The following is a 23,461-nucleotide window of genomic DNA, read 5'->3' on the forward strand; positions in this document are numbered from 1 at the left end:
CCTTTTCATGGTAAACCACTGGTTTAAACCACAAAAACACCACTGAACAAATACGCACGAAACTGTAGTGCGCTGCGCCCCGCAAGCGACACGCAAGCTTTAAATCAAAATCAGCGGCAACAAAATTTCAAGAGGCCAACCGCTCGCTGCGACCGGTCTCGGGATCGATGCCGTATTCCTTGAGTTTACGATACAGCGTCGAGCGGCCGATTCCCAGCCGCCGAGCGACCTCGCTCATCTGGCCGTTGTAGTGATCGATGGCGAGCCGGATCATCTCCAACTCGACATCGGCAAGCGCCCGGACATTGCCGCGCTCGTCGAGCGCACGCAGCATTCCCGGCCGAAGCCGCTCCGGTGCCGGCGGCTGAAGGGCTGCGGCAGACGTCGGCCTGTCCACGACGATCTTGGCTGCCGCGGGCACGGCTTCGCCGCCAAGATCGACCACGCCTTCGACCTGGGCGCGGATCTGCGGGAACTCGTCCTCGGTAAGGATATCGCCCTCGGACAGCACGCAGGCGCGGAACACCGCGTTTTCGAGCTGCCGGATGTTGCCCGGCCAGTCATAGGCCTGAAGCAGCGCCAGCGCACCTTCCGAGATCATCGGTATGCGGCCATGCGGACTGGCGGGCGCGACACGCGAGATGAAATGGCTGACCAAAAGCGGGATGTCGTCGCGACGGTCGCGCAGCGGCGGCACGAAGATCGGATAGACGTTGAGGCGGTAGAAAAGGTCCTCGCGGAACTTGCTGTCCTTGACCTGCTGCAGAAGATTGCGGTGCGTCGCCGAAATCAGCCTGATGTCGACCTTGACCGTCGCGCGCCCACCAACCGGGTCGACCTCGCCCTCCTGCACCGCGCGCAACAGCTTGACCTGCACGTCGAGTGGCAGGTCGCCAATCTCGTCGAGGAACAGCGTGCCGTGGTTGGCCTCGACGAACTTGCCCGGGTGTTTCTCCGTCGCACCGGTGAACGAGCCTTTCTCATGGCCGAACAGGATGCTCTCGACGAGATTGTCGGGAATGGCGCCGCAATTGACGGTGACGAAGGGTTTCGAGCGGCGGTCGCCGGAGCCCTGGATGGCGCGCGCCACGAGCTCCTTGCCGACACCCGATTCGCCCTCGATCAGGATCGGGATGTTGGAAGCTGCGGCCTTCTGGCCGAGTCGGATGACACGGTCCATGGCCGGGCTGCGGGTGACCATGTCGCGGAAGGTGAGCAAGCCGCTGCCGCGGCGTGCCGTACGGCGCACCTGGTCCTCGACCGCTTCGACCTTGAGCGCGTTGTCGATTGCCGCCGCCAGCCTGTCCGGCGAGGCCGGCTTGACGACAAAGTCGAAGGCGCCGTTGCGCATCGCCGAAACCACGGTTTCGATGCCGCCTTGGGCGGTCTGGACGATGACCGGAAGAGCGATGCCGCGTTCGCGCATCGCCTTGAGCACGCCGATGCCGTCGAGCCCGGGCATGGACAGGTCGAGGATGATCACGCAGATCTCGCCCGCGCGGGGGCCGTCGAGCATGCGCAGCGCGGCTTCGCCGCCGTCGACAGTTATGGCGGTGTGGCCGAATTTCGTCACCGCGGCGTCGACGAGGCGACGTTGTACGGGATCGTCATCGACTATGAGAATCGAACCTGCCATGAATGTCCGCAATATGCCCGCAGTTGCTCATTGGATGTGGATCATCCTGGCACAGGGTTCTAAATAAGGTTTCAAGAAAGCCGGTGAACGAATCCCTTAGGATTGAATCCAACCGGTCAAAGTCAGTGAAAAGGAAGACGCAATGCGTTGGAATTCCGGGCAACAGATGTCGGCCACTGCCTCCGCCGGGAGCGCGGCAGGGCTGGGCGAACTGCCCGAATGGAACCTTGCCGACCTCTATTCCAGCATGGACGCGCCGGAGCTTGCCCGCGACCTCGAAAAAGCCTCGGCCGATGCCGTTGCCTTCGAGGCGCGCTGGAAAGGTACGCTTGCCATCGAGGCCGGGCGCGGGGGCGCCGGCAAGCTCGGCGAGGCGATGCGCACCTATGAGGCGCTGGAAGAGCTGGTCGGCCGCGTCGTTTCCTACGCCGGGCTCGTCTATGCCGGCGACACCTCCGACCCCAAGCGCTCGAAGCTCTATGGCGACGTGCAGGAAAAGATGACGGATGCCAGCGCGCATCTTCTGTTCTTCGCGCTCGAGCTGAACCTGGTCGATGACGACCTCATCCTCAAGGCGCTCGATGCCGACCCGGCTTTCGGCCATTACCGTCCCTGGGTGCTCGACCTCCGCAAGGACAAGCCCTACCAACTCGAAGACCGCGTCGAGCAGCTGTTCCATGAAAAGTCGATCACCGGGCGCGGCGCCTGGAACCGGCTGTTCGACGAGACCATGACCGACCTGCGCTTCAACATCGGTGGCGAGGAGCTGGCGCTCGAGCCGGCGCTGAACATGCTCCAGGATCCCGATGGCGAGGTTCGCAAGGCAGCATCAGACGCGCTTGCCGCGACCTTCCGCAAGAATCAGCGCGTCTTTACGCTGATCACCAACACTTTGTCCAAGGACAAGGAAATCTCCGACCGCTGGCGCGGCTTCGAGGACATCGCCGACTCGCGCCACCTCGCCAACCGCGTCGAGCGCGAGGTCGTCGACGCGCTCGCGGCAGCCGTCCGCGCCGCCTACCCGCGCCTGTCGCATCGCTACTACAAGATGAAGGCCAAGTGGCTCGGCATGGAGGTGATGAACCACTGGGACCGCAACGCGCCGCTGCCCGAGACGCCGCAGGCGACGATCGGCTGGGACGACGCCAAGGATACGGTGCTGACCGCCTACCAGCGCTTCTCGCCCGAAATGGCCGAGATCGCGCGTGACTTCTTCGACCGCCGCTGGATCGACGCCCCGGTCCGCCCCGGCAAGGCGCCGGGCGCCTTTGCCCACCCGACGGTGCCGTCGGCGCACCCCTACGTGCTGCTCAACTACATGGGCAAGCCGCGCGACGTGATGACCCTTGCCCACGAACTCGGCCACGGCGTGCACCAGGTCCTTGCAGCCGGCCAGGGCGCCCTGATGGCCTCGACGCCGCTGACGCTTGCCGAAACGGCAAGCGTGTTCGGCGAGATGCTGACTTTCCGCTCGCTGCTCGACCGCACCACGGACAAGCGCGAGCGCAAGGCGATGCTGGCGCAGAAGGTCGAGGACATGATCAATACGGTCGTGCGCCAGATCGCCTTCTACGAATTCGAGCGCAAGGTCCATTCCGAACGCAAGAACGGCGAGCTGACCTCGGACCAGCTCGGCCAGTTCTGGCTCGAGGTTCAGGCCGAGAGCCTGGGGCCGGCGATCAAGCTGCGCGAAGGCTACGAGGTGTTCTGGTCCTACATCCCGCACTTCATCCACTCGCCCTTCTACGTCTATGCCTATGCCTTCGGCGACTGCCTGGTGAATTCGCTCTATGCCGTCTACCAGAATGCCGAGCGCGGCTTTCAGGACAAGTATTTCGAGATGCTGCGCGCCGGCGGCACCAAGCATCATTCGGAGCTGCTGAAACCGTTCGGGCTCGACGCCACCGATCCCGCCTTCTGGCAGAAGGGGCTTGCCGTCATCAGCAGCCTCATCGACGAACTGGAAGCGCTGGACTGATCGCGTCCCCAGGCAACTGTCATGACTGGTCCCCACTCCCCCTTCGTCCTGTTCAGGGACGACCCCGCCGGCCGCGAGGTGCTGTTCGAGGCACCGCGCGAGATCATCGTTGCCCAGGACGCTGCGGATTTTTTCCCGGCATTGCAGGCAGCCCAGAAGGCGCACGAACAGGGCAAGTGGCTCGCCGGCTACTTCTCCTACGAGGCCGGCTACCTGCTCGAACCGAAGCTGCGGCCGCTGCTTCCCCGCGGCCGACGCGCGCCGCTGGTCTGCCTCGGCGTGTTCGACCAGCCGTCGGACAACGACCGTCCGGCATCGCGCGCGGCCGTCACCAACGGGCCGATCTTCGATGCACGGGCGACATGGTCGGAAGCGGACTATGAGCGCCGCTTCAACAAGCTGCACCAGCACCTGCGCCAGGGCGACTGCTACCAGGCCAACCTGACCTTTCCGGTCCAGGCGCAGTGGTCGGGCACCCCGCTAGACGCCTTCGACGCCTTGATTGCCCGGCAGCCGGTGAAATATGGCGCGCTGGTCTCGCTCGGCGGCCCCACGGTGCTGTCGCGCTCGCCCGAACTGTTCTTCGAGATCGACAGCGACGGCTGGATCGAGACCCATCCGATGAAAGGCACCGCCCCGCGCGGCAAGACGCCGGAAGAGGATGCCGCCCTCAGGGAGTTCCTGCGCAACGACGAGAAGAACCAGGCGGAAAACCGCATGATCGTCGATCTGCTGCGCAACGACATCTCGCTGATCAGCGAAGTCGGTACACTCGACGTTCCCGAGCTGTTTCGCATCGAGAGCTACCCGACGGTGCACCAGATGGTCAGCACCGTGCGGGCGAAGCTGTTGCCCGATCTCAGCATCGAGCAGGTCTTCGCGGCTCTGTTTCCGTGTGGCTCGATCACCGGAGCTCCGAAAATCCGCGCGATGGAAATCCTGCGCGAACTGGAGAGCACCCCACGTGACGTCTATTGCGGCGCCATCGGCTGGATAGCGCCCGGCGGCACGATGCGCTTTTCGGTGGCGATCCGCACCATCACGCTGCATGAGGACGGCGAGGCCGTCTACAATGTCGGCGGCGGCGTGGTGTTCGATTCGACTGCGGAAGCGGAGTATGCGGAATGTCTTCTGAAAGCACGCTTCGCCACGGGCACGGTTCCGGCTTCGACCTGATCGAGACGATGCGCTGGGAGCCGGCTGGCGGTTTCCTCCGCGGCGATCTGCACCTCGCCCGGCTCGAAGCTTCAGCACGGGCCCTTGGCTTCGGCTTCGACCGCGAAATCGTCGGGCAAAACCTGAAACGTGCAGCCACCGGCGACGCTGCCTTGCGGGTCCGGCTCGCCCTTGCCGCCGACGGCAGCACAGACGTCACCACCCAGCCATTCGCAGCGCTTGCGCCTGATGCCATGTGGACGATACGCATCGCTGCGACTCGTCTCGACAGCTCAAATCTGCTGCTGCGCCACAAGACCACGCGCCGCGAAGCCTATGACCGTGCCCGCGCCGAGTTTTCCCGCGAAAAAGCCGACGAGATGATCCTGCTCAACCAGGCGGGAAACGTCTGCGAAGGCACCATCACCAGCATCTTTGTTGATCTTGACGAGGGTGGACCACTCGGGACGCCTGCACTTGCTTGCGGCCTGCTTGCCGGGGTTTTGCGCGGCGAAATGCTTGAGCGCGGCGAAGCCGTCGAGACCATTTTGAGCTTAGATGACCTTGGCGGGGCATCAAGACTATGGGTCGGGAATTCGCTACGCGGGTTGATACCGGCAAAGCTGGTGCGAGGTTAGGTTTGACTCACCGCGATAGTCGACTACATTGTTCCCAGGTGCATTTGTAGAGCCTGAACATGGCCAGCGAATCCAAATTCTCTATCAGCCTGCCCGACGATCTGCGCTGCGAAGTAGACGATTATGCAACGCTGACGAGACGTTCGCGCGCCTTCATCATCAAGGAAGCAGTGGCCGCTTATGTCGGAGACCAGCAGGCCTATCTCGCCAGCGTGCGCGAGGCCGAACGCGAGGCCGACGAAGGCACATTCGTGCTGGGAGAAACCGTGACGGATTGGCTGGCGTCATGGGGATCCGAGAGTGAACTGCCAGCTCCAGAAGCAGGCGCCGCCGAGACATGACGCTACGCATCCTTCCCCGCGCCGTCCGTTATCTCGCCGAGCTCCGCACGACCATTGCCGCTGATGACCCAGAAATGGCGCAGAAGGTCGGCGAGCGCATCATCAAGGCGCTGCGGCTGATCGAGGAGCGGCCCGACATCGGGCGCCCGACCGCCGGTCGCGAGTCCGTACGCGAATGTGCGGTGCCCGACCTGCCCTACTTCATTCCGTACCGCGTCAAGGACGGCAACATAGAAGTGCTGCGTGTCTACCACACCAGGCGCAATCGCCCGCCGCAGTGGCCGACCACCCTGTGATCCCTGCGCATACGCCGTACGACGGCACCTCCAAACCTTTCGCCATCGGACTGAAACAGGCCGAAGCGCGCGACTGGATCGAGCTGGACGAGCATCTCGAAGCCTATCTCGCGGAGAAGGACCGGCTCTACGCCGAGATCCCCGACAAGGTCTTCGTCGCCGAGCCTGAGACGCGTGCGGCCCAGCAGGAGGTGCTTGACCTTCTGGTCGCACACTTGGTCGAGCGCTATCCGGAGACCTATCGCCTCGAAGGCGGGCGCTGTGTGATCGCAGGCTCCGGCCGCTCCGTCGACGTCACCAACGCTGGCGACAACCCGTTGATTGCCGCGTCAAAACTCGTCCAGGAAGACCTGATCCTGATGCGGCAGGGTGAAAATGGCTGGAGGCTGGCCGCCGGTTCGCTGTGCTTTCCCTCGTCGTGGCGGCTGACCGAGAAGTTCGGCAAGGCGATCCACGACATTCACGGCCCCGTCCCCGGATTCGGGCCGGGCACTCGCATGAACGAGCTGATCGCCCGCATGTTCGACAAGCTCGCGGTCTTGGTCGAGCGCTTCAACTGGTCGGTTCAGGCCAATGGCGAGCTCTATCACCCGCTGTCCGATCGTCAGCGTTTAGCCCGCTCGGCGGAAACGGATTCGACCTTTCCCTGTGCCGACGTCGCCGCCCACGCCTTCATCCGCGTCGAGCGCCAGACCCTGCACAAGCTGCCCATCTCAGGTGATATCCTTTTCACCATCCGCATCTATCTCGACCCGCTGGCGGTGCTTGCGCGCAATCCCGACAGGGCCCAACTGGCCCCGTCTTTCGCCGGACAACTGATGAGCCTCGACCGGGATCAGCTCGACTACAAGGGCCTGACCGCCGACCGCGACAGGTTGGTCGGTTTCCTCAACGGCATCGCCTCCGCCGGCTAAGAATAGCGGCATAACGTCCGGTTCCTACAGGATGTGGGAACTGGATTCGCTTTATTGTGACAAGCATGTATGGTTTAGCCGTTGAAGCCGGGTCAATCGGGGCCCGGCTCTTTTAGTGTGAGAAGGAGTGCCATAAAAAATGGCGAATGAAAAATGGCCCGTTTACGGTGAGATTACTGGTCCTGTTGTGATGATCGGCTTTGGTTCGATCGGCCGCGGAACGCTCCCCCTCATTGAACGCCATTTCAAGTTCGACAAGTCGCGCATGGTGATTATCGATCCCAGCGACGAAAACCGAAAACTCGCGGATGAGCGTGGCATCAAATTCATCCAGGAGGCGGTAACCAAGGACAATTTCAAGGCGCTTTTGACGCCGCTGCTGACCAATGGCGGTGGCCAGGGCTTCTGTGTCAACCTCTCGGTCGACACCGGTTCCGTGGAGCTCATGCATCTGTGCCGCAAGCTCGGCACGCTCTACGTCGACACCGTCATCGAGCCGTGGCTCGGCTTCTACTTCGACAACAGCGCCGACAATGGCGAGCGCACCAACTACGCGCTGCGCGAGACGCTGCTTGAAGAGCGGCGCAAGCACCCGGGCGGAACGACAGCCGTTTCGACCTGCGGCGCCAATCCCGGCATGGTCTCGTGGTTCGTCAAGCAGGCGCTGGTCAACCTGTCCAGGGATCTCGGCCTCGACTTCGAGGAACCGGCAACCAACGACCGTGACGGTTGGGCCGCGCTGATGAAGAAGGCCGGCGTCAAGGGCATCCACATCGCCGAGCGCGACACCCAGCGCACCAAGAATCCCAAGCCGATGAACGTGTTCTGGAACACCTGGTCGGTCGAAGGCTTCATTTCGGAAGGTTTGCAGCCGGCAGAGCTCGGCTGGGGCACCCACGAGACCTGGAAGCCCAAGAACGCCAAGAAGTTCAAGAAGGGCTCCAAGGCTGCGATCTATCTCGAGCAGCCCGGCGCCAACACCCGCGTGCGCACCTGGTGCCCGACACCCGGCCCGCAGTACGGCTTCCTGGTCACCCACAACGAGGCGATCTCGATCTCCGACTTCTTCACCGTGCGCTCGAAGAAGGGCAAGGTGACCTACCGCCCGACCTGCCACTACGCCTACCATCCCTGCAACGACGCGGTGCTGTCGCTGCACGAGATGTTCGGCGCAGCCGGCAAGGCACAGCCCGTCCATCACGTGCTTGACGAAAACGAACTTGTCGACGGCTCGGACGAACTCGGCGTGCTGCTCTATGGCCACGACAAGAATGCCTACTGGTACGGCTCGCAGCTGACGCTCGAACAGGCGCGCAAGCTTGCGCCTTACCAGAATGCCACTGGCCTGCAGGTCTCGTCAGCCGTGCTCGCCGGCATGGTTTGGGCGCTCGAAAACCCGGAAGCCGGCATCGTCGAAGCCGATGAGGTCGACTACAAGCGTTGCCTCGACGTGCAGAAGCAGTATCTCGGACCGGTCAACGGCTACTACACCGACTGGACGCCGCTTGAAGGCCGCCCCGGCCTGTTCGAGGAGGATCTCGACAAGGAAGACCCCTGGCAGTTCCGCAACATCCTGGTGCGCTGAACGCGTTACCGGAAAACGAAAAGGGCGCCGCGAGGCGCCCTTTTTGCTTGCTCGCGGAGGTGGAGCTACTTGCGCAGCTCGGCCTCGATGTCGTCGAGCGCCTTGTCCTTGCCGATGCCGGTCAGGAAGGCGAGCCCCTTGATGACTGGGACAGTCACCGACGCCGAAATGGGTGTGGTCGACACGATGAGGTCGACATTGTCGGCGAGGCTCGGCACTTCGGTCGCCTTGCACTGCATGGCGTTGAAGATCAGCCCGCGCGATTTCATGGCTTCGGTGACGGTAGCGTTGACTGCCGTCGAGGTGGCGACGCCGGTGCCACAGGCAAAGAGAACGGTCTTCTGTTTGGCCATCGAGTAAATCCCTTCCTATGGCTAGCCGAGCACTGCGCCGATGTCTTCGATCGACCTGGCGTTGCTGAGGCTGGCAAGCGCCGCCTCGCTCTGGATGGTGTCCATGATTTCCTGAAGCATATCTATCTGCTTGTCCTTGTCGTTGATGGCAAGCAGGAACACGTAGCCGACAGGCACCGCCTCGTCAGGATCTTCCATGTTGGCGAAGTCCACCGGCTTTCGCAGCACGGCCAGCGCGATACCCGGTTTCAGGACATGCTCCGGGTCGGTGTGCGGAATGGCGACATTGAGGGCGTAGCCGAGCGGCAGGCCGGTCGGCATCGTCGCCTCGCGCTTTACCACGGCGCCCGCATAGGACGGCCGGACATAGCCGAGCGCCTCGAGCTTGCCGGCAAGCAGGCGGATGACCGCTTCGTTGTCTTGTGCCTCGACCCCCAGGGCAATGGCTTGGGGATCGAGAAAGTTCATCAGGGCTCGCGCCATTCAACTACTCCAGTGTCCGAAACCGGCGGCACGCGCCGCCGGTCCGGGTTTTCGATGTCAGGCGTGTGCCGAAGCCTTGGCGCGGACGGCAGGGGCTGCCTGCTCGGCTTCATCCTCGGCGCCCGCCGCACGCTCCCATGCCGCGCTGTTGCGGCGGTAGAGGACGAACAGCAGAGCAATCACCGCCGCGAGCAGAACCAGGCCGGCGATGGCGAGGCCCTGGATCGCTTCGATGATCACGTAAGGGATCCACAGGAAGCCGTCGACGACAGAGGTGATCTGCACCGCATTGGCCGGCATCTGGAAGCCCGACGAGACGGCAGCACTTGTGAACAGCGGCGCCAGCGCGTTTGCAACATAGAAGCCGAGCGCCAGCGTGACGGTGCCGACGATGACCATGCGGAAGACGTTGCCCTTGAGCAGCGGCGCGGTCATGGCGACAATGAACGGAATGACTGCAAGATCGGCGAACAGGATGACGCGGTTGCCGGGCAGGATGACCGACAGCACGATGGCGATCGGTACCAGGATCAGCGACGACGAGATGGCGGCGGGGTGACCGATCAGGATCGCCGAGTCGAGGCCGACGAGCAGCTCACGGTCACCGGTGCGCTTGCGGACGAATTCCTGGGCGGCGTCCGAAACTGGCAGCAGGCCTTCCATCAGCACCTTCACCATACGCGGCAGAAGCAGCATCACAGCAGCCAGCGTCATGCCCGTCGTCAGCACCTTGGACAGCACGGTGCCGAAATCGCCGGCGTTGTAGTAGGCGATCACACCAAGCACGAGGCCGATGATCAGGCCGAGCACGACCGGCTCGCCGAAGACGCCGAAGCGCTTCTCGATGGTCTCGGTCGAGATGTTGATCCTGTTGATGCCGGGAATGCGGTTCATGATCCAGTTCAGCACGATGGCGATGGGCAGGATCTGCGCCGAGGCCAGATGCGGCACCGACACACCTGGAATGCCGTAGAACTGCTGCACCGCGCGTGCCGACCAGTCGGCGAACAGCAGCGCAAGCGCTGCGACGAGCGCTGCGACCGCCAGGCCGTAGCCGAGGCTGCCGGTAGCGGCGGTGGCCAGCGAACCGACGAAGGCAAAGTGCCAGAAATTCCAGACGTCGACGTTGAGCGTGCGCGTCAGTCGCAAAAGCAGCAGCGCGATGTTGACGGCAATACCGATCGGAATGACCCACAGGCCGACCGACGAGCCGAAGGCAATGGCGGCAGCCGACGGCCAGCCGACATCGACGATGTCGCGCTGGATGCCGGTGTTGGTGACGATCGCCTTGGCGACGTCGCCGATCGAGCCGAGCATCAGCCCGAGCACCAGGTTGATGCCGATGAAGGCGACACCGATGGTGATGGCGGCGCGGAACGCCTTGCCCACCTTGGCGCCGAGAACCACAGCGATGATGAAAATGACGATGGGCAACAGTACCGTTGCTCCAAGCGTGTCCACGGCCGCTTTCAGGCCGGTCAGAAACGAATCCATATTGCCTCCCCAAGGCGTCTAAGTTGCTCCAGGCACATCCCTTGCCCAGAACATTTGTGTTTTACGGTATACGAAAGTTGCATCGTTTACAAAAACTGTCAATCTACCCATGCGGTCCCGACGGCCCAACGGGCGGGCAAATCGGCCACAGTCGCGGTCAATTCGCAATTGCCCGACCGACGATGTCGACCGGCAAAGCCTTGCCTTTAAAGCAAAATCGGGCGATTGAAGGCTGCGGACTGAGGAGAGGATTCTTTCATGACGACTTCGCGCAAAATTGCTTCGGCCGGAGTGCTTGCCTTGCTTGCGGCCGCCATTGCCGGCTGCTCGACCAGCGGCGGCGGATCTTCGGGCGGCGGTGGCATGAGGCCAGCGCCGACGGGTGTGGAAGGTGCCTGGCTCGACGCCAAGGGCACTGGGCTCTCCACCTTTGCCGCCGGCTCGTTCCAGACGGTCGCGACCGACACCGGCCAGAAGCTCTCGGATGGTACCTACATCCTGACTGGCGCCAACTCGGTCCAGATCAACGGCACGTCGCTGATCCGCCAGTCGCCGATCAGCTTCAACTGCCTGCTGATCTCGGCCAACCAGCTCAACTGCACCAGCTCGGCCGGCCAGCAATTCACCCTGACCCGGCGTACCGCCTGACGGCATTCCGGGCCCGCTTCGGCGGGCACGGCATCTCCTTTCAGGCTTCCGGCGCTGCCTGAAGCCATGACCGGCAAGTAAGCCGGCTTTTCGTTTCCGATTCTCCCTTGCATCCGAAAATTCGGAATGTGAACATGGCGCCAAGGAATGTGTAACATTCCGGTCAAGCGAAGACGCTAAACGTCTCGCGGGGGTCATTCGGGAGATTTCATCATGAAGAGATTGGCTGCCATTGCGGCTTTGTCGGCCTCGGCATTCGGCTATTCCGCCGCGCCGTCATTCGCCGACTATACGTTGACCATCATGCATATCAATGACTGGCACAGCCGCATTGAGAGCAACAACAAGTTTGAATCGACCTGCTCCGCCGAAGAAGAGGGCAAAGGCGAGTGCATCGGCGGTGCCGCGCGCCTGGTCACGGCGATTGCCGAACAGCGCAAGAAGCTCGAAGGCCAGAACGTTCTCTTGCTCAATGGCGGTGACAACTTTCAGGGCTCTTTGTTCTACACCACCTACAAGGGTGCGGTTGAAGCCGAATTCCTCAACCAGATGAAATTCGACGCCATGACCGTGGGCAACCACGAGTTCGACGACGGCGAAGAAGCACTGGTGCCTTTCCTCGAGAAGATCCAGTTCCCGGTTCTCTCGGCCAACGTCCACCCGAATGCCCAGTCCAAGGTCGGCGACCGCATCAAGCCGTCACTGGTGCTCGAAGTCGGCGGCCAGAAGATAGGCATCATCGGCGCCGTCACCACCGACACCCCGGAAGTCGCCTCGCCCGGCCCGAACATCGCCATCGAGGACGACATCAAGACGATCACCGCCGAAGTCGAGAAGCTGAAAGCCGAGGGCGTCAACAAGATCATCGCGCTGACCCATGTCGGCTATCCCCGCGACAAGGAACTGATTGCCAAGATCCCCGGCGTCGACGTTGTCGTCGGCGGCCACTCGCATTCTCTGTTGTCGAACACCGACGCCAAGGCCGAGGGCCCCTACCCGACGATGATCGACAACCCCGAGGGCTACAAGGTTCCGGTCACCCAGGCCGCGTCCTACTCCAAGTATCTCGGCGAGTTCACCGTCACCTTCGACGACAACGGCGTGGTCAAGGAAGCCAAGGGCGACCCGATCTATCTCGACAATTCGGTCAAGCCGGACGAGGCGGTTCTTGCCCGCATCAAGGAACTCGGCGCGCCGATCGAGGAGCTGAAGAACAAGGAAGTCGCCGAGAGCACCGACCTGATCGACGGCAGCCGCGACAATTGCCGCGCCCGCGAATGCGCGATGGGCAACCTGATCGCCGACGCCATCCTCGACCGGGTCAAGGACCAGGGCGTCACCATCGTCTTCCAGAACGGCGGCGGCATCCGCGCCTCGATCGACAAGGGCGTAGTGACAATGGGCGAAGTGCTCACCGTCCTGCCGTTCCAGAACACGCTCGCCACCTTCCAGCTCTCCGGCAAGGACATCGTCGCCTCGCTTGAAGCAGGCGTCAGCGAGATCGAGGAAGGCAAGGGCAAGTTCCCGCAGGTCGCGGGCCTGAAATATTCCTTCGACAAGTCGGTCGCCGCCAACGCCGGCCGCATTAAGTCGGTCGAGGTGATGGACGGCGGCGCCTGGAAGCCGATCGACGAAGCCAAGGTCTACACTGTCGCGACCAACAACTACGTCCGCCAGGGTGGCGACGGCTACAAGCTGTTCGCCGCGAACGCCACCAATGCCTACGACTATGGTCCGAGCCTCGAACAGGTCGTTGCCGACTATCTCGGCAAGAACCGTCCGTTCACGCCGAAGCTCGACGGCCGCATCACCGAGATCGCCGCGACCGTTGCCGCAGCGCCTGCTGCCGAGCCGGCAAAGCCGGCTGAAGCCGCCCCCGCGGCAACGACCGAAGCCGCACCGGCAACGCCTGCGCTGCCGAGCGCCTCGGGCGAGATCGCCGGCACACCGCCGACAGTCGAGCCAGCCAAGCCTGCCGAGGCAACTGCACCCGCTGCGGCGTCACCGGCTGCCGCCGGCAAGTCGCACACCATTGCCCGCGGCGACACCTTCTGGGATCTGGCCAAAACCTATCTCGGTGACGCGACCAAGTGGCAGGCGATTGCCGCGGCCAACCCGGACGCCAAGGCCGAGGACCTGCATATCGGCGGAACGCTTTCGATCCCGTCGGCAAACTGAACAGGGCTACTTGCCTGAGCAAACCCGCCCGGCATGCCGGGCGGGTTTTTACATTCCGGGCAGGAGAATCGGGCAATAGGGCAGTACGCAATAAGGTACTGGGGCGACAAAACCCTACTCCCCAGCTGCCCTGTTGCCCTATTCCCTTGCAGGGTGCGGCCAGACGCGACATTGAATGCCCACCCCATTCAATTAGGTATCCCGCCTAACGGAGACACCGAATGAACCTGACGACCACAATCGACGAGACATCGGCCAAGGCACTGGGGGCGTTTCCAAACGGTCATCCGGCGGTGCGCAAGGGCAAGGTCGGCGTTCTCCTGGTCAATCTCGGCACGCCCGACGGCACCGACAAGAAGTCGATGTGGCGCTATCTCCGCGAATTCCTGTCCGACCCGCGCGTCATCGAGATGCCCAGGGTGCTTTGGTATCCCATCCTCTACGGCATCGTTCTCAACACACGGCCGAAGAAGTCGGGCGAGAACTACAAGAAGATCTGGAACACCGATCGCGATGAGTCGCCGTTGCGCACCTACACCCGCGCCCAGGGCGAGAAGCTGGCAGAAGCGCTCAGCGACCTGCCTGACGTCGTTGTCGACTGGGCCATGCGCTATGGCAACCCGTCGACCGAGAGCGTCGTCAAGAAGCTGATCGCTCAGGGTTGTGACCGCATCGTCATGTTCCCGCTCTATCCGCAGTTTTCGGCAACGACGACGGCGACCGCCAGCGACCAGCTGTTCCGCGCGCTGATGAAGATCCGCGCCATGCCGTCGATCCGCACGGTTCCCGCCTATTATGACGAGCCGGTCTATATCGAAGCGCTGGCCCGCTCGATCGAGCAGCACCTGGCCAAGCTCGACTTCGAACCGGAGGTCATCCTCGCCTCCTATCACGGCATCCCGAAGCCCTATTTCGAGAGGGGCGACCCCTATCACTGCCATTGCGTGAAGACGACGCGGCTGCTGCGCGAGCGCCTGGCGATGAGCGACAAGAAGCTGATGACCACCTTCCAGTCGCGCTTCGGTGCGCAGGAATGGCTGCAGCCTTACACCGACAAGACCGTCGAGCGGCTGGCCAAGGAGGGCGTCAAGTCGATCGCCATCGTCAACCCCGGCTTCTCGTCCGACTGCATCGAGACGCTGGAGGAGATCGCCGGCGAAAACGCCGAGATCTTCCACCACGCCGGCGGCAAGAATTTTTCCCACATCCCTTGCCTCAACGACAGCCCGGAAGGCATGGCGGTGATCGAGACGATCACGCGTCGCGAGCTCATGGGCTGGGTCTAACCGCCGGCGGCGGAACCTCCACCGGCGCGCGGCGTTGACCACGGGCCAGGGAGATCCGCCCGTCTATGACCCGCAAGCTCGACCTCAGGACCGGACGGCCCGTCTGGTACGCCTACCGCGCACCGTCCGTTCCGACAGGCCGGCTCACCCGCGACATCAGGACCGACGTAGCCATCGTCGGCATGGGCATCAGCGGCGCATTGATCGCCGAAGCCCTGACCGATGCTGGCCATGCTGTCGTCTGCATCGACAGGCGCGGACCACTCCTCGGCTCGACTGCCGCGACCACCGCGCTCGTCCAGTTCGAGATCGATCAACCGCTGTCGAAACTCGCCCGCAGCATCGGCCGTGAACAGGCCGAACGTGCCTGGCGACGTTCGCGTCTTGCGGTGTTGAACCTCAGGACGCGCGTCGGCGAACTTGGCATCCGTTGCAACATGGAAACCAGGTCTTCGCTCTATCTTGCCGGCGATGTTCTGGATGCGCCGGCATTGCGCGACGAGGCAGAAGCCCGGCGCCTTGCCGGCATTCACGCCACCTATCTTGCCGCATCCGAACTGCAAGACCAGTGCGGCATCCGACGCCAGGGCGCCATCCTGAGCCACGACAATCTGGCACTCGACCCGAGAAAGCTGACCGCCGGGCTGTTGCACAGGGCGCTGGAGTGCAAGGCACGCTTCTACGCCCCCGTCGAGGCTGTCTCCATCCAGACCGGACGCGAAGAGGCGGTGGTGGTGACGGCGGAAGGCCCGACGATTACGGCCGGCCATGTCGTGCTGGCGACCGGCTACGAACTCGTCGCCAACCTGATACCCGCCACCGACCACAAGATCATCTCGACCTGGGCGATCGCAACAAAACCACAAAGGCAGGCGCTTTGGCCGGGCAGGCATCTGATCTGGGAGGCCTCCGACCCCTATCTTTACTTGCGCGCGACGACGGACGGTCGGGTGATCTGTGGCGGCGAGGACGAGGATTTCGCCGATGAGGTTCGGCGCGACGCGCTGATCGCCGAAAAATCGGATCGCATTTCGGCGAAGCTGAAGCGGCTTTTCCCGCGACTCGATGCCAAACCGGCATTCGCCTGGGCCGGTTCGTTCGGGACCACGCCGACCGGCCTGCCCTGTATCGGCACCATCCCCGGCCACCCGCGCATCCATGCAACCATGGGTTATGGCGGCAACGGCATCACCTATTCACGCATCGCGGCGGAGATCGTCAGCGCCGGCATTTCCGGCCACCGGGATGCCGACGCCGACCTGTTCGACTTCCCACGCTAAGCCGGACGACATTTCCGGCTTGCTGTGTTGTATCGCCGCTGAAACGCCCTTAAGTCTTCAACGCATGTGGCGCGACTTGTGAATCGCGCACTCAACTTGCGGGGGAGTTTCGCATGGGCTTCAGCGGCTTCGATATCGTCATCCCGGTACTTGTCGTTCTCGTGCTCCTGGTGCTGTTCGCCGGCATCAAGACGATTCCCCAAGGTTACAACTACACTGTCGAGCGTTTCGGTCGTTACACCCGGACGCTGACGCCCGGCCTCAACCTGATCATCCCCTTCATCGACCGCATCGGCGCCAAGATGAACATGATGGAGCAGGTGCTCGACGTGCCGACGCAAGAGATCATCACCAAGGACAATGCGATGGTCGCCGTCGACGGCGTTGCTTTTTATCAGGTGTTGAACGCGCCGCAGGCGGCCTATCAGGTCGCCGGCCTGCAGAACGCCATTCTCAACCTGACCATGACCAACATCCGCACCGTGATGGGTTCGATGGATCTCGACGAGCTGCTGTCGAACCGCGACGCCATCAACGAGCGCCTGCTGCGCGTCGTCGACGAAGCGGCACACCCCTGGGGCATCAAGATCACCCGCGTCGAGATCAAGGACATCAATCCGCCGGCGAATCTGATCGAATCGATGGGTCGCCAGATGATGGCCGAACGCAACAAGCGCGCCCAGATTCTCGAAGCCGAGGGCATGAAGCAGGCGCAGGTTCTGGAAGCAGAGGGCCGCAAGGAAGCCGCCTTCCGCGACGCCGAGGCGCGTGAACGCTCCGCCGAGGCCGAGGCACGCGCTACCCAGGTGGTTTCGGAAGCCATCGCCAAGGGCGACGTCCAGGCGATCAACTACTTCGTCGCGCTGAAGTACACCGAGGCGCTGGCCAAGGTTGGAACAGCCAACAACAGCAAGCTTGTCCTGATGCCGATGGAGGCGTCGTCGCTGATCGGCACACTTGGCGGTATCGGTGAGATCGCCAAGGAAGTCTTCCGCGACGGCGGCACGGCAGGCGGGCAGCGCCAGGCCTCCCGTCCGCCGAGGATTCCGCCCGAACAGGGCTGAGCCTCTGACCGGACGAGGTGAATTGAGGAACCGCACATGATCGCCAGCATCGTTGCCGAACTCGGTCCCTGGAACTGGATGCTGCTCGGCTTCATCCTGCTGTGTCTGGAAATCTTTGCGCCGGGCGTATTCCTGCTGTGGATCGGCATCGCCGCGCTGATCGTCGGCTCGGCGTCGCTGCTGCTCTGGGACGCGGCGTTCTGGACCTGGCAGGTGCAGGTCCTGATTTTCCTGGTGCTCTCGCTTGCCTCCGCCTATGTCGGCAAGAAGCTCGTTCGCGACCGCGAACAGGCATCCGACCAGCCCCTTCTGAACAATCGTGGCGCCCAGATGATCGGCCGCACGGCAACGCTGGCCGAACCGATCAGGGAAGGCCGGGGCCGCATCAAGCTCGGCGACACGACTTGGCGGGTCTCCGGCCCCGATTTGCCCGTCGGCGCGCAGGTGCGTGTCATAGGCGCTGCCGACACCGATCTGGAACTGGTGGTGGAGCCGGTCTGAGGCAAGCTCTCCTGATCGCTTGAGCGGCACCTCGCCCGCCCCCTGGAGCATCCCTTTGACTTGACCACATGACCACGCTCAATTATTAGATTGATCAATCTAATAATAAATGAGAGCGCGGATGCGCAAGGTCGACCCAGAAAAGTTCGAGGCAAAAAAGCAGCAGATCCTGACTGCGGCGATCACCTGTTTTACCCGGAAAGGTTTTCACGGCACCTCGACCGCGGAAATCTGCGCCGAAGCAGGCATGAGCCCCGGCAACCTGTTCCATTACTATCCGACCAAGCACGCAATCATCGCGGCAATCGTCGAGCAGGATCGCCGCGAGACGGCGGCCTATTTCGCACAGATCGACAACAGCCAGGACCTGTTCGGCGAGATCCTCAAATTCATGGACGTCGTGCTCGAACTGGCCGCCGACCCGGCCTATTCGAGCCTCGCACTCGAAATCGCGGCGGAGGCGATGCGCGACCAGCAGATCGCAGCCCTCGTCACGGCCCATGACGCCGAAATGCGCACAGCACTCGCCCTGATCCTGCGCGATGCCGCCGCGCGCGGCGAGATCGGGCCGGGGCTCGATCCTGCCGACGGCGCCCAATGGATCTCCGCGCTCATCGACGGCGTGTTCGGCCGCGTCGCCGTCGACCCCGGCTTCAAGCCGCTCGAGCAAAAGAAAACATTGCATCTGCTGTTGACCCGCTTTCTCAGGCCGGGAGCAACGACATAGGCGAGACAGACGGGCACAGGCCGGCAAGGCTTGCCCCGGAAATCCTGGAAACCAGAACCAGCAAAGGATGCTGCGGCTCGCAGCGAAACTGTCATGAACACCTTGCGCCTTGCCAGGACACGCGCCCCGTTTGCCGGGCTGCAGCTGGCCAGTATCTTCTTCAGCCTGGGCAATGCAATCACCGCCATCGTCTATCCCTGGCTGGTCTACGACCTCACCGGCAGCGCCAGTTGGATGGGCATCGTCGCCTTCGTGACACTCGCTCCGGCTATTCTCGGCAGTGCGTTTGGCGGCCCTGTCGCCGAAAGACTCGGCATCCGCCAGACCGCCATGATCGCTGTCGGGCTCGGCTGCGCAGCGTCGATTGCCGCCGCCCTGCTCTACGGCTTCGGCATGCTGACCATCGGTGCACTCGTCGCGCTTGCCTTGCTCGGCGCCATATTCGACGGCCCCGGCAGCGTCGCGATCGAATCCCGCGTTCCCGAAATCGCGCGTCTGGCGCGCATGCCGCTGCTGCGCGCCAATGCCATCGACGACCTTGTCGACAACGGCGCTGCCATCGTCGGGCCGGCGATCGCTGCCTTGCTGGTGGCGATCGTCGAGACCTCTACGCTGTTGTGGATCATCGCCGCACTCAACATCGTGACCGCATTGATGACCGCGCTCAGCCTGCCCCAGTTCCGCCTGCGGCAGATGTCCTCAACCGCGTCCACTGAACTGGCTGGCGCGATGCGCATCATCTTCGGATCGGTCCGCCTGCGGACGGCCCTGCTGCTGGCAAGCCTTGGCACCGGCACCTTCGTCGCACTCGAAAATGTTGCCCTGCCGGCAATTCTGCGCGCCGAAGGGCAGTCGGCTTCGACATTGGGACTCTATCTCACCGCCGCCGCGGCCGGTGCGATAGCGGTCAACCTTGCAATGGCCGTAATCGGCGGTCGGCCCGCCTTGCGCAGTGTCTTCGTTGCCGCCTTCGTCGGCCTGGCCGCCGGCGTCATCATGCTCGTGATCGACCGCGCGGTGCCCACGCTGATTGCATCAGGTGCAGTTCTCGGCATCGCCGCCGGCCCGCTCTCGCCTGTTTTCACCACCCTGTTGCAGACCAGTGCGCCGAAGAACCTGCGCGCCCATGTCATCGGCGCATCGATCGGAATGATCCTCGTCACGGCCCCGCTTGCCGCTCTCGTTGTCGGTGCCGCGCTGGATCTGTTCGGCCCGACAGCTGTTCTATCGGCATGCGCGGCCATGCTTGCCGCCTGCGCGGTCATCGGCGCGCTCGCCCTCGGTCCGGACGAAGCTGAGTAGGGGGCCGTCAGGCAGTTGGCAGCAGGGCGCCGGTCAGGCGGCGCCAACCCGGAGCAGATCGTGGAAGTGGATGATGCCGACAGGCTTGTCGCCTTCGACCACCGGGATGGCGCTGATGTTGTGCTCGTTGAGCATTGCCGTCGCAGTGCCCGCCAGCATCTGCGGCGGTACCGTCTTGGGCTGTCGGGTCATGATGTCCTCGACATTGGTCTCGGCGAGATTTCGATCGAGATTGCGCGCCAGGTCACCGTCGGTGACGATGCCGGCCAGCCGGCCCTGCTCGTCGACGACAACGACGCAACCGAAACGCTTCTTGGACAGTGTCTTTACTGCCTCCGGCATCTTGGTGCCGACGGCGACGATCGGCATTTCCTCGCCCTTGTGCATCAGGTCGCCGACCGGCATCAGGCTCGCGCCGAGCTGGCCGCCGGGATGGAAGGTGCGGAAATGATCGGCAGTGAAGCCGCGCGCCTCGAGCAAAGCTACGGCCAGCGCGTCGCCGACGACGAGTTGCAGCAGCGTCGACGTCGTCGGCGCAAGACCGTGCGGACAGGCTTCCGGCGCCCGGGGCAATGACAGGACGACGTCGGCCTGACGCGCCAAGGCGGACGTATCGCCGGCCGTCAGCGCAATCAGCGGGATCGAAAAGCGCCTCGAATAGGCAACGATACCCTTGAGCTCTGCTGTTTCACCCGACCAGGAGAGTGCGACGATCGCGTCTTCCCTGGTGATCATGCCGAGATCGCCGTGAATGGCTTCCGAAGGATGGACGAAATAGGCCGGAGTCCCGGTGGAGGCCAAGGTCGCCGCCAGCTTGGAGCCGATATGCCCACTTTTGCCGACGCCGGTGATGATCGCCCGGCCGCTGAGCTGGCCCAGGATCGAGACAGCCCTGGCGAATGGCTCGGCGAGCGGGCCTTCAAGCGCTGCGACAAGCGCGGCGATGCCGGCCTGCTCGATGGTGACGGTGCGGAGCGCGGAGGCGATCGACGCCTGCCCGTCCGGCTCTTTTTTCAGCGATCCAGCGTGCATGGCGCATGCGTTAGCGCGTCGGCGTGCGGCTGTCCATGATTATCCGCCCAAAACGAGGCCTCTCAGGGCGTGCGGGAAACGCTCCGTTAACCATGGCGATTTACCAGTTGGTAAGTGCGACGCCCTTGCGTCGGCGAAGCAGTGGGAAAGATGGCGCAGATCAGGCCGGAGCAACGGACACAGACCACGGCACTCCGCATCTTGCTGGCGACGGCAAGCGTGGCGACGTTGCTGTGCGCCGCACCGCTGCATGCCCAGGAAACCGCCTTGCGCGGACCGGTCAGCGAAGACGACATCAACAACACCCTGCGGCTTTACAAAAGGCGCCCTGCGGCCGAGCAGGCGCAGGACCAGGCACCGGCCTACCAGCCGGTCAGCCCCGGCGCGATTCCAACCCAGGCTGACGCTGAGGCCACCGATTTGTTCAGCGAACCGCCCAACGCCGACGGCACATCGGCCGGCTCCTTGCCATCCGCCCGTCCGCCCACGACCGCGCGCCAGCGCGCCCGCGAGGCACGCGAGCGGCTGGCCGGCACCGCCGCGCCGACGGCTGCCGAGCGGCCAGCAGTGCCGGCAGCCGACGAAGAGCTGACCACCGGCACCGTGCGCCAGGGCACCGTCGATTCCGAAACGGAGATCGAGAACGGACCCGAAGCCGAGCGCCAGCGCGCCATCGAAGGCCGCAGGCCTCAGCCGGATGCGAACCCGTTCGAGCCGACTGGCATCCGTTTCGGCACCTTCGTTCTGAAGCCGAGCCTTGAACAGGGCGTCACCGCGACGTCGAATGCGGATTCCAGCTTTAACGGAAAGTCGGCCGTTCTGTCCGAGACGACTCTCAGGCTGAACGCCGCGTCCGATTGGGAGAGCCATTCGGCGACCATCGACGCCTATGGCAACTACCGAAAATCCATCTCCGGCCAGGAGGTCAAGGATCTCAGCGGCGGCATCGACGGGCGGCTGCAGCTCGATCTCGCCGACGACATGCGCGCATTGGCGCGGCTCGGCTACAGCATGCGCCCGGAATCGACGTCGTCGCCCGTGGTCATCTCCGGCACCGCCGAGCGGCCGACCCTGCACACGCTGAACGGCGCGCTGGGTGTCGAAAAGGCCGTCGGCAAGTTCCGCTTCGGAGTGACCGGCGAAGCTGTCGACGAAAGCTACAGCGACGCCGAACTGACCGACGGCACCACGCTCTCACAGAAGGACCGCGACTCCAGGCTCTATACCGGCAAGGTCCGCGTCGGCTACGAGGTCTCACCGGCGTTGACGCCCTTTGGCGAGGTCGAATTCGGCCGCCGGGTCTATGACCTGCGCTTCGACACCGCCGGTTTCGAGCGCTCGTCCAAGCGTACCGGCGCCCGCGCCGGCGTCGAGATCGACATGGGCGAAAAATTCGGCGGCGAGATTTCGGCCGGCTGGATTTCGGAGGATTTCGACGACGACCGGCTGAAGACGGTTTCCGCCGCGACGATTGCCGCTGATCTCAGATGGTCGCCGATGCGCGGCACGATCGTCGGCCTGACCGGCGAAACCCTGGTCGAAGGTTCGACCACTGCCGGCGACAGCGGTTCGGTGCTCTACAACGGCCGCCTCAGCGTCGAACGGCAGATCCGTTCCAACCTGACTGCATTCCTCGCCGGCGGCGTCGGCTACCGCGACTATGCCAGCTCGAACGACCACGAGCTGAGGCTCAGCGCCGAAGCGGGCCTGACCTGGTGGCTCAACCGCTACGCCGGCCTGACCGGCAAGCTGCGCCATGAGACCTTCGACAGCACCTTGCCGTTCCGCGACGCCAAGACCAACAGCGTCTTCGTCGGGTTGAAAATCCAGCGCTAACCTGCTTGGGGCAAACCGCCGATCGCGGCGGCTGCGGCCCTCAAGGCCGTCTCCCCCTGCCCCGCATAGACCTCGCTCATGATCAGCTCGGCAAGCGGCAGACGGCATCCCCAGCCATGGCGCTCGAGATCGGGCTTGTCGGCGAATTCGCTGACGTGGCCGACGCAGAGATAGGCCACCGGCACGACGTGATCGGGAATGCCTAGCAACTGCTTCAGCGCCTCGCGATCGAGGATGCTGACCCAGCCGACGCCTATGCCCTCGGCACGCGCGGCGAGCCAGAAATTCTGAACTGCGCAGACGGTGCTGAAGAGGTCCATCTCGGGATTGTGCCATCGCCCGAGCGGAGAGTTTGCCGAACGGCTGCGGTCGCAGGTGATGACCAGGTTGAGCGGGCTTTCGCAGATGCCTTCGAGCTTGAGCTTGCGGTACAGCTCCCGCCGCTCCTCGGCGATCTCAGGCAGTTCCTGCTGCCGCGCCGCAAAGAACAGGTCGCGGACCCGCTCGCGTCGTTCGCGATCTCTGATGACGATGAAGTTCCACGGCTGCATGAAGCCGACCGACGGCGCGTGATGGGCAGCCAGCAGCAGCCGCGCCAGCACATCGTCGTCGATCGGATCAGGCAGAAAATGGCTGCGAACGTCGCGGCGCGTGAAGATGGCGCGGTAAACGGCATCCTGTGCGGCGATATCGAAACAGCCTGAAGCGGCCTTCAACTGGTCAGCAAGCATCGC

Annotated in this window: 22 protein-coding genes; 16 read left to right on the forward strand and 6 right to left on the reverse strand. The window is 63.5% G+C overall.

Features of this window, described 5'->3' with window-relative positions; genetic code table 11:
- Nucleotides 1-127 precede the first annotated feature (127 nt).
- Nucleotides 128-1,636 (reverse strand): sigma-54-dependent transcriptional regulator, encoded by a 1,509-nt coding sequence (locus tag Amn_RS21780; RefSeq protein ID WP_286291805.1) that lies wholly within the window; start codon nucleotides 1,634-1,636, stop codon nucleotides 128-130.
- 142 nt (nucleotides 1,637-1,778) lie between these two features.
- Between Amn_RS21780 and Amn_RS21785 the strand changes: the two genes are divergently transcribed.
- The 7 genes from Amn_RS21785 to Amn_RS21815 all read left to right on the forward strand — a co-directional run bounded on the left by Amn_RS21785 (nucleotide 1,779) and on the right by Amn_RS21815 (nucleotide 8,543).
- The gene (locus Amn_RS21785; protein WP_067958406.1) at nucleotides 1,779-3,614 is read left to right on the forward strand and encodes a M3 family oligoendopeptidase; all 1,836 of its coding nucleotides are present in this window, start codon (nucleotides 1,779-1,781) and stop codon (nucleotides 3,612-3,614) included.
- Nucleotides 3,615-3,635: 21 nt separating this feature from the next.
- The gene (locus Amn_RS21790; protein ID WP_154386471.1) at nucleotides 3,636-4,790 is read left to right on the forward strand and encodes an aminodeoxychorismate synthase component I; all 1,155 of its coding nucleotides are present in this window, start codon (nucleotides 3,636-3,638) and stop codon (nucleotides 4,788-4,790) included.
- Entirely contained in the window at nucleotides 4,739-5,407 is a 669-nt protein-coding gene (locus tag Amn_RS21795) for an aminotransferase class IV family protein (RefSeq protein ID WP_286291809.1), read from the forward strand. Before Amn_RS21790 ends, Amn_RS21795 begins: the two co-directional genes overlap by 52 nt.
- 59 nt (nucleotides 5,408-5,466) lie before the next feature.
- On the forward strand, nucleotides 5,467-5,748 hold the full coding sequence (locus Amn_RS21800) for a CopG family ribbon-helix-helix protein (RefSeq protein ID WP_067958397.1): 282 nt from the start codon (nucleotides 5,467-5,469) through the stop codon (nucleotides 5,746-5,748).
- Nucleotides 5,745-6,044 (forward strand): type II toxin-antitoxin system RelE/ParE family toxin, encoded by a 300-nt coding sequence (locus Amn_RS21805; RefSeq protein ID WP_067958394.1) that lies wholly within the window; start codon nucleotides 5,745-5,747, stop codon nucleotides 6,042-6,044. Before Amn_RS21800 ends, Amn_RS21805 begins: the two co-directional genes overlap by 4 nt.
- Nucleotides 6,041-6,958, forward strand: a complete 918-nt coding sequence (locus Amn_RS21810; RefSeq protein WP_286291814.1) for a heme-dependent oxidative N-demethylase family protein — start codon at nucleotides 6,041-6,043, stop codon at nucleotides 6,956-6,958. Before Amn_RS21805 ends, Amn_RS21810 begins: the two co-directional genes overlap by 4 nt.
- A 139-nt stretch (nucleotides 6,959-7,097) precedes the next feature.
- Nucleotides 7,098-8,543: a homospermidine synthase gene (locus Amn_RS21815; protein WP_286291816.1), complete on the forward strand. Its 1,446-nt coding sequence runs from the start codon at nucleotides 7,098-7,100 to the stop codon at nucleotides 8,541-8,543.
- Nucleotides 8,544-8,608: 65 nt separating this feature from the next.
- Here Amn_RS21815 and Amn_RS21820 read toward each other — a convergent pair whose 3' ends face one another.
- Genes Amn_RS21820 through Amn_RS21830 form a run of 3 tightly spaced genes read right to left on the reverse strand, consistent with a single transcriptional unit; the run spans nucleotide 8,609 to nucleotide 10,873 of the window.
- The gene (locus Amn_RS21820; protein ID WP_067958390.1) at nucleotides 8,609-8,896 is read right to left on the reverse strand and encodes a PTS sugar transporter subunit IIB; all 288 of its coding nucleotides are present in this window, start codon (nucleotides 8,894-8,896) and stop codon (nucleotides 8,609-8,611) included.
- Between the two features lie 21 nt (nucleotides 8,897-8,917).
- Nucleotides 8,918-9,379 (reverse strand): PTS sugar transporter subunit IIA, encoded by a 462-nt coding sequence (locus Amn_RS21825; RefSeq protein ID WP_154387488.1) that lies wholly within the window; start codon nucleotides 9,377-9,379, stop codon nucleotides 8,918-8,920.
- Nucleotides 9,380-9,436: 57 nt separating this feature from the next.
- Nucleotides 9,437-10,873, reverse strand: coding sequence for a PTS galactitol transporter subunit IIC (locus Amn_RS21830; RefSeq protein ID WP_286291818.1), 1,437 nt, complete (start codon nucleotides 10,871-10,873; stop codon nucleotides 9,437-9,439).
- Between the two features lie 258 nt (nucleotides 10,874-11,131).
- Between Amn_RS21830 and omp10 the strand changes: the two genes are divergently transcribed.
- From omp10 to Amn_RS21870, 8 genes are all read left to right on the forward strand, one after another.
- The gene (omp10, locus tag Amn_RS21835) at nucleotides 11,132-11,521 is read left to right on the forward strand and encodes an outer membrane lipoprotein Omp10 (RefSeq protein WP_286291820.1); all 390 of its coding nucleotides are present in this window, start codon (nucleotides 11,132-11,134) and stop codon (nucleotides 11,519-11,521) included.
- A gap of 213 nt (nucleotides 11,522-11,734) precedes the next feature.
- Nucleotides 11,735-13,699 (forward strand): 5'-nucleotidase C-terminal domain-containing protein, encoded by a 1,965-nt coding sequence (locus Amn_RS21840; protein WP_286291822.1) that lies wholly within the window; start codon nucleotides 11,735-11,737, stop codon nucleotides 13,697-13,699.
- A gap of 221 nt (nucleotides 13,700-13,920) precedes the next feature.
- Nucleotides 13,921-14,985: a ferrochelatase gene (gene hemH, locus Amn_RS21845; protein WP_154387489.1), complete on the forward strand. Its 1,065-nt coding sequence runs from the start codon at nucleotides 13,921-13,923 to the stop codon at nucleotides 14,983-14,985.
- 65 nt (nucleotides 14,986-15,050) lie between these two features.
- Nucleotides 15,051-16,265, forward strand: coding sequence for an NAD(P)/FAD-dependent oxidoreductase (locus tag Amn_RS21850; protein WP_286291824.1), 1,215 nt, complete (start codon nucleotides 15,051-15,053; stop codon nucleotides 16,263-16,265).
- A gap of 113 nt (nucleotides 16,266-16,378) precedes the next feature.
- Entirely contained in the window at nucleotides 16,379-17,329 is a 951-nt protein-coding gene (locus Amn_RS21855) for an SPFH domain-containing protein (protein WP_067958370.1), read from the forward strand.
- A gap of 36 nt (nucleotides 17,330-17,365) precedes the next feature.
- The gene (locus Amn_RS21860) at nucleotides 17,366-17,830 is read left to right on the forward strand and encodes an NfeD family protein (RefSeq protein ID WP_154387491.1); all 465 of its coding nucleotides are present in this window, start codon (nucleotides 17,366-17,368) and stop codon (nucleotides 17,828-17,830) included.
- A gap of 121 nt (nucleotides 17,831-17,951) precedes the next feature.
- On the forward strand, nucleotides 17,952-18,557 hold the full coding sequence (locus Amn_RS21865) for a TetR/AcrR family transcriptional regulator (protein ID WP_154387492.1): 606 nt from the start codon (nucleotides 17,952-17,954) through the stop codon (nucleotides 18,555-18,557).
- Between the two features lie 93 nt (nucleotides 18,558-18,650).
- Complete coding sequence (locus Amn_RS21870) at nucleotides 18,651-19,859, forward strand: MFS transporter (protein ID WP_154387493.1); 1,209 nt, start codon at nucleotides 18,651-18,653, stop codon at nucleotides 19,857-19,859.
- 33 nt (nucleotides 19,860-19,892) lie between these two features.
- Here the strand turns inward: Amn_RS21870 and Amn_RS21875 are convergent, their stop codons facing one another.
- Complete coding sequence (locus Amn_RS21875) at nucleotides 19,893-20,891, reverse strand: KpsF/GutQ family sugar-phosphate isomerase (RefSeq protein WP_154387494.1); 999 nt, start codon at nucleotides 20,889-20,891, stop codon at nucleotides 19,893-19,895.
- A 150-nt stretch (nucleotides 20,892-21,041) separates the two neighbouring features.
- Here Amn_RS21875 and Amn_RS21880 point away from each other — a divergent pair, with 150 nt between their 5' ends.
- Entirely contained in the window at nucleotides 21,042-22,727 is a 1,686-nt protein-coding gene (locus tag Amn_RS21880; RefSeq protein WP_263006235.1) for an outer membrane beta-barrel protein, read from the forward strand.
- Here Amn_RS21880 and bluB read toward each other — a convergent pair.
- Entirely contained in the window at nucleotides 22,724-23,458 is a 735-nt protein-coding gene (bluB, locus tag Amn_RS21885; RefSeq protein ID WP_067966194.1) for a 5,6-dimethylbenzimidazole synthase, read from the reverse strand. The genes Amn_RS21880 and bluB overlap by 4 nt on opposite strands.
- Nucleotides 23,459-23,461: the final 3 nt, after the last annotated feature.

It is taken from the genome of Aminobacter sp. Y103A (assembly GCF_030294925.1).
Classification (GTDB): domain Bacteria; phylum Pseudomonadota; class Alphaproteobacteria; order Rhizobiales; family Rhizobiaceae; genus Aminobacter; species Aminobacter ciceronei.